At 73.5% G+C, this 16464-nt stretch carries 3 protein-coding genes; 2 read left to right on the top strand and 1 reads right to left on the bottom strand.

Annotated features, from left to right (window positions below; all coding sequences use genetic code 11):
• The first annotated feature begins 69 nt into the window (after nt 1-69).
• The gene (locus tag STRVI_RS31595) at nt 70-747 is read left to right on the top strand and encodes an O-methyltransferase (protein ID WP_014059634.1); all 678 of its coding nucleotides are present in this window, start codon (nt 70-72) and stop codon (nt 745-747) included.
• Between the two features lie 72 nt (nt 748-819).
• On the opposite strand, the gene STRVI_RS46655 is transcribed toward STRVI_RS31595, so the two are convergent.
• Nucleotides 820-2112 carry a carboxymuconolactone decarboxylase family protein gene (locus tag STRVI_RS46655; RefSeq protein WP_014059633.1) on the bottom strand — a complete coding sequence of 431 codons (1293 nt, stop codon included), beginning with the start codon at nt 2110-2112 and terminating at the stop codon, nt 820-822.
• A gap of 430 nt (nt 2113-2542) precedes the next feature.
• Here STRVI_RS46655 and STRVI_RS31585 point away from each other — a divergent pair, with 430 nt between their 5' ends.
• Complete coding sequence (locus tag STRVI_RS31585) at nt 2543-16270, top strand: type I polyketide synthase (protein ID WP_014059632.1); 13728 nt, start codon at nt 2543-2545, stop codon at nt 16268-16270.
• Nucleotides 16271-16464 lie beyond the last annotated feature (194 nt).

Below are 16464 nucleotides of genomic sequence, written 5' to 3'. Positions count from 1 at the left end.
CCTCACCGGCCGGGAGGCCCGCCTCCCGGCCGGTTCCGATGTGAGAAGACCAGAGAAGATGGATGACGCATGGCGAACCAGGTAGGTCTCCCGGCCGCGCTCTCGGAGTACATCCGGGAGTTCTCCCTGCGGGAGGACGAGGTTCTGCGGCAGCTCCGCGAGACGACGGCGGAGCTTCCCGCGGGCACCGCGATGCAGGTCATGCCCGAGGAGGGCCAGCTGCTGACGCTGCTGGCCGGACTCACCCCGGCGAAAAGGATCCTGGAGATCGGCACGTTCACCGGGTACAGCACCCTGTGCCTGGCCCGTGCGCTCGCGCCCGGCGGACAGCTCGTCACCTGTGACATCACCGACCGCTGGGCGAGCATCGGCGCCGACTACTGGGCCAAGGCGGGTGTCGAGGGGCGGATCGACCTGCGCGTCGGTGACGCGGCCGACACCCTCAAGACGATCCTCGCGGAGGAGGGCCCCGGCACCTTCGACTTCGTGTTCATCGACGCCGACAAGCAGGGCTACCCGCACTACTACGAGATGGCGCTGACGCTCCTCGGCGACCGCGGCCTGATCGTGGTCGACAACACCCTGTTCTTCGGCAAGGTCGTGGACCCCGAGGCGCAGGACGTCGACACCGCCGGGATCCGCGCGTTCAACAAGCTGGTCCATGACGATCCGCGGGTGGAGATGTCGCTGGTCCCCATGGCGGACGGCATCACGCTGATCCGCAAGAAGGCACCCGCGGGTGAGTGAGCAGAGCGACGGCTGAGGCGGGCCGGGGCCGACGCTCCGGCCCGCCTCAGCCGTCCGCGGGGGCTTCCCCGCTCAGGTGACCACCCTCGGTATGTACGCCGCCTGGGACCCGTCGGAGAAGCGGCGCAGTTCGACGCCGTACACCTCGGCGGGGCGGAGCTGCTGGCCGAGGAACGAGATGACCCGGTTGAATTCGGGCGGGAATTGACTGGCCACAATGACCATACGGAGCCTGCCCAGGGCCAGATTCCCCTCGATCGTGCGCAGGAACGAGCCCTGGTCGATCGGATAGCCCATCTCCGCCAGCAAACCCTCCGCGCTGGTGTCCTGCAATTGCGCGGTGTACTCGAGCGAGCGCTGCAGTATGTGGAGCGGCCAGTGCCGGGCCCCGCTGCCCGCGTAGTCGAGAATTTTCGACAGCGCGCTGTGCGCGTTCCAGGTGTCGTGCGGTTCCACCACTTCGGCGAGAATCGGGACACCCGTGGAATCGGCGAACAGATGGGTGGCGCTGAAGGAGTAGCCGTCCGTGTCCGGCATGATGTCCGTGGAGTTCCGGCGGATCAGCAGGAGCGGCGAGCCGGTCTCGCGGGCCTGCGTGGCCGTGGACATCAGGTCCGGATAGCGGACGAGGATCTCATGAAGTGGCGGCTCGGGGTGGGCCGCCGAGGGTGTGAGCTGCGAGAGCCCGGTGTCGTTCTGCAGCACGATGCGTCGGTTCCATGTCTCGGCGTCCGATCCCGGAAGCGACTCGCGCGGGCGGGCATGTCTGCCGGAGGTGAGCTGCCCCGGGTCCACCGGCAGCAGCGCCGGACGCTCCATCCAACTGTCGACCGGGACCAGGCAGGAATTCAGGATGAACGCCAGGGTTTTGTAGGTTCCGGCCAGGGCCAGCAGTTCGAGGATCTGCTCCTCGCTGTAGCGCTCGGCGAGCTGCTTCCAGGTGCTGTCCGAGATCGCCGACTTGGTGTGGAGCTCGTCGACCGCCGTGAGGAGGGCGGCCTCGAGAGGCGTCCAGCCGGTGGCGTCCTCCGAGGCGGCTCGGGCGATCTCCGTCTCGGTCAGCCCGACGAAGAGACCCGCGGCATGGTGATGCGCCCAGACGTACGACGCCTGTGAACGCCACGCCGTCCGCAGGATGATGAGCTCGCGCTCGCGCGGCGGGAGGATATCGCCCGCCACATGGGACATCAGCGGCTGCATCGCGGGCAGCAGCGTCGGGTGGTTGGCGATGGTCCGGTGGACGTTCGGCGGTGGCCGGTCCGCGAGGATCCCGTTCAATGACCGGCTGACCTCCTGGAGGTAGACCTGGCCGGCCGGTGTGACGGCGAAGTCGTCCGCGTCCTGCGGATCGATCCTGGGCCGCATTTCCTCACCCTCGCGCTTGTGTTGTCACGTCGGCGTCTCGACGGACGCGCTGTCGGCTGTCGGGCAGCGGGCAGCTTGGCGTTCGGCAGCTCTTTTCGGCCGACCCCGCCCAACAATAGGCGATCGTACAGACTTTCAAACACCGGAGGTCTAGGTGAATTCTCAGCAACCTTCGCGTGCCTAAGGTGACGGTAATGACACGGAATGCATCCATGGCAGGGGAAACAGGCGACGCATAGCCCCAAAGTGAGAGTGACGCCACTCCGTTGGAGGCTCAGAGATTTCTGCCGACCATAGATGTACTATTTCGCACATTGTTGATCACGACTTGAACGGCAGTCCGGTGGCGCCGGATTCTGGGGGACTCGGCGTGTGACGGCACTTGCCTCTCCTGCCTAGCCCGTGAGGACGACGAGTGGGGAGCGGCACCATGAGCCGACCTGAGTCCATATCCGCTGGCCGAATCCAGCAGCAGGACACCGCCATCGCGGTAGTGGGGGTGTCCTGCCGGCTGCCGTCCGCGCAGGATCCCGCGCGGTTCTGGCAGTTGCTGACCGGCGGGATGAGCGCGGTGTCGCAGGTACCGCCGGGCCGCTGGAGCGACGACGGGGCGGCGGACTCCGGCGAGACCGGGTGGGGCGCCTTCCTGGACGAAGTCGACCGTTTCGACCCCGAGTTCTTCGGGATCTCGCCGCGTGAGGCGCGGGCGATGGACCCACAGCAGCGGCTCGCGCTGGAGCTGGGCTGGGAGGTCCTGGAGGACGCGGGCGTCCTGCCCGCCGAGGTACGGGGCCACGACACCGGCGTGTTCATCGGTGTGACCGCCGACGACTACGGCGTACTGGACCGGCGCAGGGGACCCGCGGCCATCGCGCATCACACCCTCACCGGACTGAACCGCAGCGTGATCGCGAACCGGGTGTCCTACTTCCTGGGCCTGCGGGGGCCGAGCCTGGTGGTGGACACCGGGCAGTCGTCGTCGCTGGTCGCGGTGCATCTGGCCTGCGAGAGCCTGCGACGCGGGGAGTCGGCCACGGCACTGGCCGGCGGTGTGCACCTCAACCTGGTGCGGGACAGCGCGCTGGCGGCGGCCCGGCTCGGCGCGCTGTCCCCGGACGGCCGCTGCTTCACCTTCGACGAGCGCGCCAACGGGTATGTCCGCGGCGAGGGCGCCGGGATGGTGCTGCTCAAGCCACTGGCGAGCGCGCTGGCCGACGGGGACGAGATCTATTGCGTCATCGAGGGCAGCGCGGTCGGCAACGACGGCCCCGGCGCGGCCCTGACCACCCCCGATCCCGAGGGGCAGGGCGCGGTGCTGGCGGCGGCGTGCCGACGTGCGGGGGTCGACCCGGCGGCCGTCCAGTATGTGGAGCTGCACGGGACCGGCACCCGGGTGGGCGATCCGGTGGAGGCGGCGGCACTCGGCGCGGTGTACGGAGCGGACCGTGCCGCGGACAGCCCGCTGCTGGTCGGCTCGGCGAAGACCAACGTGGGGCACCTGGAGGGCGCCGCGGGCATCGTGGGCCTCCTGAAGGTCGTGCTGTCGCTGCGGAACGGCGAGCTGCCGGCCAGCCTGAACTTCCAACAGCCCAATCCGCGCATTCGCTTCGACGAGTGGCACCTGGACGTGGTGTCGGCGACCCGCCCGTGGCCCTACCGCGACGGCCGCGCCCTGGCCGGAGTGTCGTCGTTCGGCATGGGCGGCACCAACTGCCATCTGGTGGTGTCCGCCACCGAGCCGACCTCCGAGGACCCGCCCGCGGACCCTGGCGTGGGCACGGCCGGTGGCGCCGTGCCGTGGCCGCTGTCGGGCCGTACCCGGGACGCGCTGCGCGCCCAGGCCGCCCGCCTCGCCTCCCATCTGACGGAGAACGAGCGGCTCGATCCGGTGGACGTGGGCTTCTCCCTCGCCACCACCCGGACCGCGTTCGACCACCGCGCCGTCGTCCTCGCGCCGGACCGGCCGGAGGCCCTGGGCGCGCTGGCGGCGCTGGCTGAGGGCGAGTCCGCGCCGGGCGTGGTGCGGGGAGAGGCCGACGCCGAGGGCCGGACGGTGTTCGTCTTCCCCGGCCAGGGTTCGCAATGGGCGGGCATGGGCGTCCGGTTGATGGCGGAGTCCCCGGTCTTCGCCGAGCGGCTGGCCGAATGCGCCGCCGCGCTCGCGCCCCATGTGGACTGGTCGCTGCCGGAAGTGCTGCGACAGGCCGAGGGCGCCCCGTCGCTGGAACGGGTGGATGTGGTCCAGCCCGCCTCCTGGGCGGTGATGGTCTCCCTCGCGGCGGTGTGGCGGGCACACGGGGTGGCCCCGGACGCGGTGCTGGGCCATTCGCAGGGCGAGATCGCGGCGGCGTGCGTATCCGGCGCGCTGTCGCTGGAAGACGCGGCCCGCGTGGTGGCGCTGCGCAGCCAGGCCATCGCACGCCGCCTCTCGGGGGCGGGCGGCATGCTGTCGGTGGCGCTGCCGCGCGCCGAGGCAGAGGCGCGGCTGGGCCGCTGGGACGGCCGGGTGTCGATCGCTGCGGTCAACGGGCCCGGCTCGGTGGTGGTCTCCGGTGAACTGGAGGCGCTGGACGAGCTGTTCGAGGAACTCGCGGGCGCGGATGTGCGGGTGCGGCGGATCGCGGTGGACTACGCCTCGCATTCGGCGCAGGTGGAGCGGGTGCGCGAGGAGCTGTCGGCCGCGCTGGAGGGCATCGTCCCGCGCCGGGCCGACGTGCCGTTCTTCTCCACGGTGACCGGCGAGTGGCTGGACACCTCCGGTATGGACGCCGGGTACTGGTACCGCAATCTGCGGCAGACCGTCGCCTTCGAACCGGCCGTCCGGGCGCTGCTCGGACAGGGCCACCGGGCCTTCGTCGAGGTCAGCTCCCACCCGGTGCTGACCCCCGCCGTGCAGGAGGCCATCGACGCGGCCGACGTCCGGGCGCTCGCCGTCGGCACACTGCGGCGCGAACTGGGCGGGATGGAGCGGTTCCTGAGCTGTCTGGCCGAGGTGTACGTCCGCGGGGTGCCGGTCGACTGGGCGCGGCCGTTCGCCGGGACCGACGCCCGGCGGGTGGCCCTGCCGACGTACGGATTCCAGCGGGAGCGGTACTGGCTCCCGGAGCCCGCCGGGGGCGCCGCAGCGGTGCCGGACGCCGCTCCGGCGGCCGTAACAGGACACGCCACCGAGCCGGAACCGGAGCCGGAGCGCGTGGCATCCCAAGCTTCGTGGACCCGCCCCGACCTGGGTCGGCTGGTGCGCACGGAGACGGCCGTGGTGCTGGGGTTCGCCTCGGCGGAGCGGGTGAACCCGGCGCGGTCCTTCAAGGAGCTGGGCTTCGACTCGGCGATGACGGTGGAGCTGGCGACCCGGCTGAAGGCCGCGACCGGGCTGCGGGTGCCCAACACCGTGCTGTTCGACCACCCCACGCCCGACGCGTGCGCGGACCATCTGGCCACGGAGCTCACCGGCCCGCCGACCGGCGGCGCGTCGCCCGCACCCCGCGCCGTCCCGGCGGACGACCCGGTGGTCATCGTGGGCATGGCCTGCCGCTACCCGGGCGGGGTGAACTCGCCCGAGGGTCTGTGGGATCTGGTGTCGGGCGAAGTCGACGCCGTCTCCGGCCTGCCCGCCAACCGCGGATGGGCGCCGGAGCTGACGGCGACCGGCAGGGCGGGCGGATTCCTCTACGACGCGGACCGTTTCGACGCGACGCTGTTCGGGATCTCGCCGCGTGAGGCGGAAGCCATGGATCCGCAGCAGCGGCTGGCACTGGAGATGAGCTGGGAGGCGGTCGAACGGGCCGAGATCGCCCCGTCGTCCCTGCACGGCAGCCGGACCGGCGTGTTCATCGGCGCGATGGCCCAGGACTACGGTCCGCGACTCAAGGACAGCTCCGGCGCCGCGGAGGGATATCTGCTCACCGGCACCTCGCCGAGCGTGCTGTCCGGCCGGATCGCCTACACCCTGGGGCTGCGCGGGCCCGCGCTGACCGTGGACACGGCGTGCTCGTCGTCGCTGGTGGCGATGCACCTGGCGGCGCAGGCGCTGCGAGGTGGCGAGTGCTCCCTGGCGCTGGCCGGCGGTGTCACCGTCATGTCGGAGCCCGGCATCTTCGTGGAGTTCGCCCGGCAGGGCGGCCTGTCGCCCGACGGCCGCTGCAAGGCGTACGCGGAGGCCGCGGACGGCACTGGCTGGTCCGAGGGCGTGGGCATCCTGGTGCTGGAACGGCTCTCCGACGCGACCCGGGCCGGCCACCGGGTGCTGGCCGTCCTGCGCGGCTCCGCGGTCAACTCCGACGGCGCGTCGAACGGCCTGACCGCGCCCAGCGGAATCTCCCAGCGGCAGGTGATCGGCCAGGCCCTGGCCGGTGCCGGACTGGTGCCGTCGGACGTGGACGCGGTGGAGGGGCACGGCACCGGCACCCGGCTGGGCGACCCGATCGAGGCCCAGGCGCTGCTCGCCGCCTATGGGCAGGGCCGGGACCCGGACCGCCCGCTGCTGCTGGGGTCGCTCAAGTCCAACATCGGGCATGCGCAGGCCGCCGCCGGTGTCGCGGGCGTCATCAAGATGATCCTGGCCATGCGGCACGGCGTACTGCCGCGCACGTTGCATGTGGACGCGCCGTCGTCGCAGGTGGACTGGGAGGCCGGGGCGGTGGAGCTGCTCACCGGGCCCGCCCTGTGGCCATCGGCCGAACGGCCCCGCCGCGCGGGCGTGTCGTCGTTCGGGATCAGCGGCACCAACGCGCATGTGATCATCGAGCAGCCCCCGCGGGACCGTACCGATGAGACCGCGGAGCGGCCCTCGGGCGCGCCGCGGGCGCGGAGCGGGCCGGACGTGGTGCCGTGGCCGGTGTCGGCTCGTAGCGAGGCGGCGCTGGAGGCGCAACTGGACCGGCTGGCCGCGTTCGTGGCCGACACCGGCGTGGCGGCGGCCGACATCGGCTACTCGCTGGTGACCACCCGCTCCGAGCTGGAGCATCGAGCGGTCCTCCTGGCCGCGACGGACCGTACGTCGGACGGCGACGCGCGGCCCCTGAAGGTGGCCGAGGGCATGGCGGGCGACCCCGGCCCGCTGGCGCTGCTCTTCGCCGGTCAGGGCGCCCAGCGGCTGGGCATGGGGCGCGAACTGCACGGCCGGTTCCCGGTGTTCGCGGCGGCGTGGGACGAGGTCTGCGCGCTGCTGGACGGCGAGCTGGAACGGCCGCTGCGGGAGGCGGTGTTCGGCGACGACGCGGAGCTGCTGAACCGCACCGAATACGCCCAGCCCGCGCTGTTCGCCCTGGAAGTGGCCCTGTACCGGCTGGTGGAGTCGTGGGGGACGGCGCCGGATCTGCTGCTCGGGCATTCGGTCGGCGAGATCGCGGCGGCCCATGTGGCCGGGGTGCTGTCCCTGCCCGACGCCTGCACACTCGTCGCCGCCCGCGGACGGCTGATGCAGGCGCTGCCCGAAGGCGGCGCCATGGTCGCGCTGCGGGCCACCGAGGACGAGGTGACGGCGCTGCTCACCGGCTCCGCGGACCGCGTGGGACTCGCCGCGGTCAACGGCCCCGAGGCGGTGGTGGTGTCCGGGGCGGCCGACGCGGTCGAGGCCATCGCCGACCGGTTCGCGGCCGACGGCCGCAAGGCCACCCGGCTGCGGGTCAGCCACGCCTTCCACTCCCCGCTGATGACCCCGATGCTGGACGACTTCCGCACGGTCGTCGAGGGCCTGGCCTTCGGCGAGCCGCGCATCCCGATCGTCTCGACCGTCACCGGTGAGCGGATCGACGCGGAGCGGATCCGTACCCCCGACTACTGGGTGCGGCACGTCAGGCTGACGGTGCGGTTCGCCGACGCGGTCGGGGCCGCGGCGCGGGCCGGCGCGCACACCTTCCTCGAACTGGGCCCGGACGCCACGCTGTCGGTGCTGGCGCAGGACGCCCTGCCCGATGTGGCGCGGGTGGAGGCCGTGCCACTGCTGGGCAAGGACCGCGGCGAGGAGTCCACCGCGCTGGCGGCGGCGGCCCGGCTGTATGTGCGGGGCGTACCGGTCCGGTGGGCCGAACTGTTCACCGGGACCGGCGCGCGCCGGGTCGCGCTGCCCACCTACGCGTTCCAGCGGGAGCGGTACTGGACCGCGCCCGTCGGCAACACCTCGGCGGGCACGGTCCCGGCCGGGCTCGGCGGTGTGGAACATCCGCTGCTCGGCGCGGTCGTGGAGCTGCCCGAGACCGGTGGTCTGCTCTGCACCGGCCTGCTGTCGGTGGCGGCGCAGCCGTGGCTGGCCGACCATGTGGTGGCCGGGCACATGACCTTCCCCGGCGCCGGATTCGTCGAGCTTGCGGTACGCGCGGGCGACGAGGTCGGCTGTGGTCTCGTCGAGGAACTCACCCTGGCCGCCCCACTGGTGCTGCCCGGGCCGGACGACGACGGCGTACGGATCCAGGTCGCGCTCGGCGGCCCCGGCGACGGCGGCCGACGCACCCTGGCCATCTACGCGCGGCCCGCCGACACACCGGACGCGCCCTGGACGCGGCACGCCACCGGCGTGGTCGCGCCGGGCACGCCCGGTGTCGGTGCCGACGCCGACGCCGGTGCCGGTGCCAGGTCGGCGTGGCCGCCCGTGGACGCCGTACCCGTCGACCTCGACGACTTCTACGAGCGGCGGCGCGAGGCCGGGCCCGCCTACGGGCCCTCGTTCCGGGCCGTCCGGGCGGTCTGGCGGGCCGGGGACGAGATGCTGGCCGAGGTCGCCCTCCCCGAGCACATCGCCGACGACGCCGATGCCTTCCGCCTCCATCCCGCGCTGCTGGACGCGGCGCTGCACATCGCGTCGTCGGCCGGGCTCGACGGCGGGGCCGACGGCGGGCGGCCGGTGTCGGCTCGCTCCGAGGTGTCGGCCTGGTCCGGGGTGTCCCTGCACGCCGTGGGCGCGTCGGTGCTGCGGGTGCGGCTGCGCGCGACGGGCGAGGACACGGTCACGCTGAGCGCGGTGGACACCGCGGGCCATCCGGTGGTGTCGGCGCGCACGCTGACGCTGCGTACGCCGGACGTCCACAACACGCGGTCCATGGTGGCGCGGCCGCTGCTGCGCCTGGACTGGCTGCCCGCCCCGGTGCCGGAGGCCGGTGGGCACGACCCGGTGAGCGCCGGGGAGGCGGTGCTGGTCCCGGTCGCCGCGCCGGACGGTGTGCCGGTGCCGGAGGCGGTCCGTACGGTCACTGCGTCCGTACTCGACACGCTGCGGCGCCACCTGAACGACGACGACACGGACGAGACCGGCGGGAGCCGGCCCGCCCGGGTGGTGTTCGTGACCCGTGGCGCGGTGGCCACGACCCCCGGCACGGCCCCTGACGTGGTGGCGGCCGCGACGTGGGGGCTGGTGCGGTCGGCCCGGCAGGAGAGCCCCGACCGGTTCGTCCTGCTCGACCTGGACCCCGCCGACACCGGAGATCCGGTGGCGGCCGCCGCCGGGACCCTGCGTGCGGCGCTGGACTGCGACGAGCCCGAACTGGCGGTGCGCGCCGGGCAGTTGCTGATACCTCGGCTGGCTACCGTCGACGCTCCGGACCCGTCCGCGCCGGGCCCCGTATGGGGTGGTGACGGCACCGTGCTGGTCACCGGCGGTCTGGGCGGTCTCGGCGCGCTGGTGGCCCGGCACCTGGTCACCGCGCACGGGGTGCGCCACCTGGTGCTGGCCGGTCGTCGCGGCGCCGGCACCGAGGGCGCCGACGCGCTGGTGGCCGAGCTGACCGGGCAGGGCGCGCGGGTGACCGCCGCCGCCTGCGATGTCTCCGACCGCGCGGCCGTGGCCGCCCTGCTGGCGGCGATCCCGGCCGAGCACCCGCTGACCGGTGTGGTGCACGCCGCCGGTGTGCTCGACGACGGGTTGATCGGGGCGCTGACCCCGGACCGGCTGGACACGGTGTTCCGTCCGAAGCTGAACGGCGCCTGGCATCTGCATGAGCTGACGCGCGACCACGGTCTGACCGCGTTCGTGGTGTTCTCCTCGGTGTTCGGTGTCCTCGGCAACGCGGGGCAGGCCGCCTACACCGCGGCCAACGCGTTCCTGGACGCGCTGGCGCGGCGGCGGAGCGCGGAGGGGCTCGCGGGCCTGTCCATCGGCTGGGGACTCTGGCCGCAGAGCGGCGGCATGTCGGCCGGGCTGAGCGCCGCTCAGCTCCGCAGGATCGCCGCGGCCGGGCTGCCGACGCTCACCGTCGAGGAGGGGCTGGCCTGCTTCGACACCGCGGGCGCGGTGGGCGAGGCGTCCGTCCTCGCCACCCGCGTCGACCGGGCCGCCCTGCGGGCGCGTGGCACCGTGCCCGCCGTCCTCCGCGGCCTGGTCCCGGTCGGCGCCGTCCGCCGGGCCGCCGCCACCGGTGGCGGTTCCGGTCCGACGGCCGGCCTGCTGACCGGGCTGACGGCCGACCGGGCCCGGGACACCCTGCTCCAGCTCGTCCGTGAGCAGGTGGGTTCGGTGCTCGGGCTCGCGGGTCCGGCGGCGGCCGGGGGCGGGCGGACGTTCAAGGACATGGGCTTCGACTCCCTGACCGCCGGCCAGTTGCGCAACAGCCTGCGGAAGCGGACGGGCCTGAGCCTGCCCTCGACCCTGATCTACGATCACCCGACACCGGAGGCGCTGGCCGGTCATCTGTGGACCGAGCTGGGCGGCGAGGCCGACGAGCGGCGGGGGAGCGCCGCACCGGCCGCGATCACGGCGGGCGGTCCCGGGACCGGGGCGGCCGACGCGGAGCCGATCGCGATCATCGGAATGAGCTGCCGTTTTCCCGGCGGGGTGCGCTCGCCCGAGCAACTGTGGGAGTTGCTGACCGAGGGCGTGGACGCCATCTCCCCGCTGCCCGCCGACCGCGGCTGGGACACGGGCGCGTACCACCCCGACCCGGAGCGGACGGGCACGACCTACTCGGCGGCGGGTGGCTTTGTCGACGGCGCGGCCGAGTTCGACGCGGCGTTCTTCGGTATCTCCCCGCGTGAGGCGGTCTCGATGGACCCGCAGCAGCGGATGCTGCTCGAGCTCACCTGGGAGGCGTTCGAACGCGCCGGGATCGACCCCGCGTCCCTGCGGTCCAGCATGACCGGCACGTTCGTCTCGGCGACCGCCCAGCAGTACGGCACGGGGGTGTCGGCGGACTCCGACGGCTACCAGCTCACCGGCACGCTCCCCAGCGTGCTCTCGGGCCGTCTGGCCTATCTCTTCGACCTCCACGGGCCGACCGTGACGGTGGACACCGCCTGCTCGGCGTCCCTGGTCGCGCTGCACATGGCGTGCCAGTCGCTGCGCTCGGGGGAGAGCACCCTGGCCCTGGCGGGCGGTGCCACGGTGCTGACCGGCCCGGACCTGCTGGTCTCGCTGAGCAGGCACCGGGTCATGGCGCCCGACGGACGGAGTAAGGCGTTCGCCGAGTCGGCGGACGGCATGGGCATCGCCGAAGGCGCCGGTCTCCTGGTGCTGGAGCGGCTCTCGGACGCGGTCCGCCACGGCCACCAGGTGCTGGCGGTCGTCCGTGGGTCGGCGGTGAACTCCGACGGCGCCTCCAACGGGCTCACCGCGCCGAGCGGACCGGCCCAGCAGCGGGTCATTCGGCAGGCCCTCGCCAACAGCGGCCTTGCGGCGTCCGACGTGGACGTGGTCGAGGCACACGGAACCGGCACCGCAGTGGGCGATCCGATCGAAGTGCACGCGCTGATGGCCACCTACGGCCAGGACCGGGGCGGCAACCCGCCGCTGCTGGTCGGCTCGGTCAAGTCCAACATCGGGCACACCCAGGTGGCCGCCGGTGTCGCGGGTGTCATCAAGATGGTGATGGCCATGCGGCACGGGGTCCTGCCGAAGACACTGCACGCCGCCGAGCCGTCCTCCCGTATCGCCTGGGACTCGGGCGCGGTCGAGCTGCTGACCGAGGCGGCACCGTGGCCCGACCTCGGCCGTCCGCGGCGGGCCGCGGTCTCCGCGTTCGGCATGAGCGGGACCAACGCCCACGCCGTACTGGAGCAGGCCCCGGCGCCCAGCGCCCCGGTCCCGGATCCGGTGACCGCCCCGGCCTGGGATCCGGAGTGGGACGGGCCGGTGGCATGGCCGCTGGCGGGCAAGTCGGCCGGAGCGCTGCGCGCCCAGGCCGCGAAACTGCTCGCACATCTGGACGCCCATCCGGGGGCGCACCCGCTGGACATCGGGCATTCCCTGGCCACCACCCGTGCCGCGTTCGAGCATCGGGCGGTGCTGGTCGGCGAGGACCCCGTGGCGCTGCGCGGAAGCCTGGCGGCCCTGGCCGAGGGCGCCTCGGATCCCGCAGCGGTGCGCGGCACGGCGCGCGAGCGCGGCCCGGTGGTCTTCGTCTTCCCCGGACAGGACGCGGCATGGGCCGGGATGGCGGCCGAACTGCTCGATGTCTCGCCCGTCTTCGCCGCCCGCGTCGTGGAATGCGAGGCGGCCCTGGCCCCGTACCTCGACTGGTCGCCCACCGAGGTGATCCGCGGTGAGCCCGGCGCGCCGCCGATCGAGCGGCGCCCCGATGTGCTGCAGCCCGTGCTGTGGACGGTCATGGTCTCGCTCGCCGCCCTCTGGCGCTCGCTCGGCGTCGAGCCCGCCGCCGTCGTCGGCCACTCCCAGGGCGAGGTGGCCGCCGCCTGCGTCAGCGGCGGCCTGTCGCTGGACGACGGCGCCCGCGTGGTGGCGCTGCGCAGCCGGCTCATCCACGAGCGCCTGTCCGGACGCGGCGCGATGATGTCGGCGATGGCATCGCCGGAGCGGATACAGGAGTTGCTGGACGAGGTATCCGGCGCGGTGTCCATCGCGGCGGTCAACGGACCGAAGACGGTGACGCTCTCCGGCGATCCGGCCGCTCTCGACCAGGTCGAGCGCGGTCTGTCCGCCGCCAGGATCATGCGCTGGCGGCTGGCCGGGGTGGACTTCGCCGCCCACTCGGCGCATATCGACGAGATCGAGGCCGAGTTGCTGGAGCTGCTGGCTCCGGTGCGGCCCCGCCCCTCGGAGGTGCCGTTCTACTCCACGGTGACCGGGGGCCGTCTCGACACCGAAGAGCTGGACGCCGGGTACTGGTGCCGGAACCTGCGGCAGACCGTGTCCTACGCCGAGACGATGACCGGTCTCCTGCGCGAGGGCTACGGCGTCATGATCGAGGTCGGCCCGCATCCGGTGCTCGCGGTCGGCACCAGCGAACTCATCGAGACCGCGGGCAGCCCGGCGGTCACCCTTAGCACCCTGCGCCGGGACGACGGCGGCTGGGACCGGGTCCTGCGCTCGCTCGGGGAGGCGTACGCCCACGGCGTGCCCGTCGACTGGACCAGCGTGCTCCCCGGCGGCCGTACGGTGGACCTGCCCACCTATGCCTTCCAGCACGAGTCGTACTGGATCGCCCCGCCCGCCCCCTCCACCTCGCCGGCCGGCACCGTCGCAGGGGCCGACGAGCCGCTGTGGACCGCCGTGGACCAGGGAGACAGCGCCGCGGTCGCCACGCTGATCGGCCTCGAACCCGAGAGCAAGGGCGCGCTCGACTCGGTGCTCCCCGCGCTGTCGGCGTGGCGCAGGCGGCAGGACGAGCACACGCTGGCCGGCCGGCGGCGCTACCGGACGGTGTGGACACCCCTGCGCGTCCCCGCCGGCCCCGTGCTGACCGGAACGTGGCTGGTGCTCACCACCGACTCCATCGACGACACGGATGTGGTGGCCGCGCTGACCGCACACGGCGCCCAGGCACGCCGGGTGGTCCTCGACGGGACCCGAACCGGCCCGGAGGCGATGGCCGCACAGCTCGCCGACGTCGGCCTCGACCGGGTGGCCGGAGTGGTGTCGCTGCTCGCGGCGGCCGAGGACGCGGACAGCGGCGAATCCGCGCTGCCCGCCGGTCTGGCCCTCAGCGTGTCGCTGGTCCAGGCGCTGATGGCGGCCGGGGCCGAGGTGCCGCTGTGGACGGTGACCCGCGGCGCGGTGTCCACCGGCCCGGCCGACCCGGTCCGCGATCCGGGGCAGGCGATGGTCCTCGGACTCGCCAGGACCACGGCCCTGGAGGCACCGTCGCTGCGCGGCGGTCCCGCCGACCTTCCGGAGCGCCTCGACCCCGAGGCGGCCGGGCGGTTCGCCGCGCTGCTCTCGGCGGACCTGGGGGAGGACCAGGCGGCGGTGCGCCCCTCGGGCGTCCTCGTCCGGCGACTGGTGCGGGCACCGGCACGAGCCGACTCGCCCGGCACCTGGGCGCCCCGCGGCACAACCCTGGTCACCGGCGGCACCGGGGCCCTGGGCAGCCGGGTCGCCCGATGGCTGGCCCAGCAGGGCGCGGAGCACCTGGTGCTGATGAACCGGCGTGGCCTCGAGGCACCGGGCGCGGCCGAACTGGTGGCGGAGTTGACCGCCCAGGGGACGACCGCCGAGGTGGTGCCCTGCGAGCTGACCGACAGGGATGCCGTGGCCGAACTGCTCGACCGGCTCTCGGCGGACGGCCATCCGGTGCGCGCGGTGGTGCATACGGCGGGGACGAGCCCGCTGGGGCCGCTCTCCACGGCGAGCCCCGAGCACTTCGCCGACGCGCTGCACACAAAGGTGGCGGGCGCCGCGCACCTCGACCAACTGCTCGACGACACCGGCCTGGACGCCTTCGTGCTGTTCTCCTCGATCTCCGGCGTCTGGGGCATCGGCCACCACGCGGCACAGGCGGCGGCCAACGCGTATCCGGAAGCGCTGGCCTCCCAGCGCCGCGCCCGGGGCGCCCGCGCGACGGCGATCGCCTACAGCCCCTGGGAGGAGGCACGCGGGCGGATGAGCGAGCACGACCGCGAGCAACTCCTGCGCAGCGGAATGTCCTTCCTCGATGGTGACCTGGCCCTGGCCGGGCTCGCCCAGGCGCTGCATGAACAGGAGACCGCGCTGACGGTCGCCGACATCGACTGGGACCGCTATCTCCCCGTCATCACCGAGGCCGCACCCCGCCCGTTCTTCAGCGAGCTGCCGGAGGCAGCCAAGCTCACCGAACCCGAACCCGAACCCGAACCCACGAGCGGACACGGCGACTTCACGGCACGGCTGCGGAGCCTGCCGCCCGCGGAAGCGCGGCGACTCCTCCTCGACCTGGTGCGCAGCGAGGCCGCGGTGGCGCTCGGCCACTCATCCGGCGAGGCGATCGAGGAACACTCCGCCTTCCGCGACCACGGCATGGACTCGCTCGCCGCCATCGACCTGCGCAACCGGCTCGCCGCCGCGATGGGCACGACACTGCCCAGCACCGTCGTCCTCACCCACCCCACCCCGGCCGACCTGGCCGGTCATCTCCTCGACCAGCTCGCCACGCAGCCGACGCAGGACCACGGCACCGTCGCGGACCCGACGACCGACCTGGTCGCCCGCCTCCACCGCGACGCCGTGCGGACGGGCCGTAGGAACGAGGCCGAAACCCTGCTTCTCGACCTCGCCGCCCTCCGGCCCAAGAACACCGGGCCCGTGCCGTCCACCCTGGACCAACTCACCACCGGCACCTCGGGCACCCGGCTGATCTGCGTGGCCCCCATCGTGCCCCTGACCGGACCCGACACCTACTTCGCCCTGGCCGGGGCGCTCCCCGACACCTGGGACGTCTCCTGCCTGACGCCCCCCGGCTTCGGCACCGACGAGGCACTGCCCGCCACCCGCGAAGCCCTCGTCGAAGGGCTGGCCCAAGCCGTGGCCGCGAGCACCGGCGGTGACACCACCGACCCGGTGATCCTCCTGGGCACCTCATCCGGCGGCATCCTCGCTCACGAGACCGCCCGCCGTCTCGCGGACCAGGGGGTACCCGTACGGGCCGTCGTCCTCCTGGACACCTACGTCCTTCAATCCCCCGCCGCCCTCGCCCTCCAACCCCACCTGTGGCACGGCCTGTACGAGCGCGAGCACCACACCGAGGGCTTCACCGCCACCGACCTGTCCGCCTACGCCTGGCTGGAACAGCTCATCCACACCTGGACCCCCGCACCCACGCCCTTCCCGACCCTGCTCCTGCGCGCCTCGGACCCGCTCCCCGCAGCACACGGGGCGGACCCGGTGCCGCACGACTGGCAGACGGACCTTCCCCACATCACCACCACCCGCACCACTCCGGGCAACCACTTCACCCTCGTCAACCAGCACGCCCCCGCCGCCGCCGGCCACATCACCGACTGGCTCACCGAGCTGGCGTGAACCGCTTCTCCGGGCGGGGACGGGCGATGGCCCTGCCCCCGCCTGTGGTGCGTACGCACCAGGACGTGTGCGTGGCTGGTCCGGGAGCACCAGGGGAAGACGGCGGCGGGAGACGATGCCCGGCGGGGCGCCGGAAGGAAGGGTGGGAATGCGCGTGAATCCCGCGCATTCCCCTTGCCCGACGGTGTCTGGAG

This window comes from Streptomyces violaceusniger Tu 4113 (assembly GCF_000147815.2).
Lineage (GTDB): Bacteria > Actinomycetota > Actinomycetes > Streptomycetales > Streptomycetaceae > Streptomyces > Streptomyces violaceusniger_A.
Note: the sequence above shows the minus strand (reverse complement) of the source record. Positions and strands in the feature narration are given on the sequence as shown.

Bases quoted from the DNA above. Each gene is read 5' to 3' on its own strand.
- STRVI_RS31595 (WP_014059634.1), top strand. From the start codon at position 70: ATGGCGAACCAGGTAGGTCTCCCGGCCGCGCTCTCGGAGTACATCCGG.
- STRVI_RS46655 (WP_014059633.1), bottom strand. From the start codon at position 2,112: ATGCGGCCCAGGATCGATCCGCAGGACGCGGACGACTTCGCCGTCACA.
- STRVI_RS31585 (WP_014059632.1), top strand. From the start codon at position 2,543: ATGAGCCGACCTGAGTCCATATCCGCTGGCCGAATCCAGCAGCAGGAC.